Genomic DNA, 1,516 nt, shown 5'->3' on the forward strand with positions numbered 1-1,516 from the left:
TACTACTGTGTCATATAATAGTGGCGCTGGGTGAGGCGGTGGCAGCAAGGACATCGCGGCATACTGCGGGCGAGTTCGCGGGCGATGCGAAGGCGCATGGTGGTGATGGAATTGGCGACGTGCCGTTCAGGTCGGACCGGCGGCACCCCTTGGTCGGTATGTTTTGGGAATGTCAGGCGCTTGGATAAACGGGGTGCTGCGTTCTGCTGAGGGGGGAATCGCCGCCCGTTCGGCGATCAGGAAACCGTAGGCTGCGATGCAGAGGGTGGCGTGGTGGTGAAAGCCACGCCAGCCGCGGCCCTCATAGTGGCCAAGGCCGATCTCTTGCTTCATCTCCTGGTAATCGCGCTCGATGCGCCAGCGCAGCATGGCGTGGCGGACCAGGCTGGTGCGGCTGGTGTTGGCGGGCAGCGTTGAGAGCCAGAATTTGGTGGGCTCGGCTTCACCAACGGGCCATTCGATCAGGCACCACTCCTCGGCTCGTGGCGTGGCAGCCTTGTAGTCGCGGTGGGCGGGACGCACGCGGACGGCGGCAAAGCGCGAGGCCAGCGGCGCATTGGTACCTTGGCGCCAGGTCACCCGACGCCAGGCCTCCTTGGGCAGCCCCGCGGCGAGGTCCTTGGCCGCGACGGGCTTATGGTCGGCGCTACGGCCGACGCGGGTCGGCGGCCGCCCCCGTCCGCTCCAAGGTTTCACCGGCAGCGGTGCCTGGCCAGGCGGCCAGAGGCTGGCGGAGGATTGGATGCCGACGACGTAGGCCAGGCCAAGGGCGGTGATGCCGTCGCGGAACTCGGTGTCCACGCCATAGCCCGCATCGGCCAGCACGATGCCGGGCGGGATGCCATCGGCCTGCGCCGTGCGGATCTGTTCGAGGGCAATCTGCGGCTTGGTGGCGAAGCGCAGGTCGTCGGGCACGCCGGCCTTGCTGCGACGCTCGGCATCCTCGGCCCAGGCCTGCGGCAGGTACAGACGCCAGGCCACCGGCAGGCTGGCATGCTCGTTGGCGACCGAGAGGCTGACGGCGACCTGGCAGTTGTCCTGCTTGCCGAGTTGGCCGCAGTACTGTCGCGCCACGCCGACGGAGTGCTTGCCTTTCTTGGGGAAGCCGGTGTCGTCGATGATCCAGGCCTGGATCGGCCCGTGCTGCTGGATGGCGGGCAGCACGCGAGCGCGGACCACGGCGAGCACCGCCGCGTCGGACCAGTCGGCCTTGGCGATCAGGTGGTGCAGCGACTGATGGGCGGCCTGGACCCGACCGGGTTCGACGCGCGCGGCCATCGGCTCGATGCTCTTGCGCTCGCCCGGCAGCAGCAGGCCCGCGCAATAGCGCCGAGCCGGCGCAATGCGGTCGGCATGGCCAAGGGCCGCGCCAAGAGCCTCGACATAGGCTGAAAACCGCGATTCACTGTTGCCCAGCGCGGATGAGACAACCACGGACCCGCCTCCACGTGCATGAATCGCCACACGTACGAAGACAGCTCCGCGTCACGCAAGCATTTTATGACACAGTAGTATT

1 pseudogene is annotated in these 1,516 nt (G+C 67.5%); it reads right to left on the reverse strand.

The features are described from left to right. Positions 1-1,434: pseudogene (locus HB662_RS28720) on the reverse strand (IS701 family transposase); the annotation flags it as partial. Positions 1,435-1,516: the final 82 nt, after the last annotated feature.

Origin of the sequence: Falsiroseomonas frigidaquae (genome assembly GCF_012163145.1) — a bacterium.
GTDB lineage: Bacteria > Pseudomonadota > Alphaproteobacteria > Acetobacterales > Acetobacteraceae > Falsiroseomonas > Falsiroseomonas frigidaquae.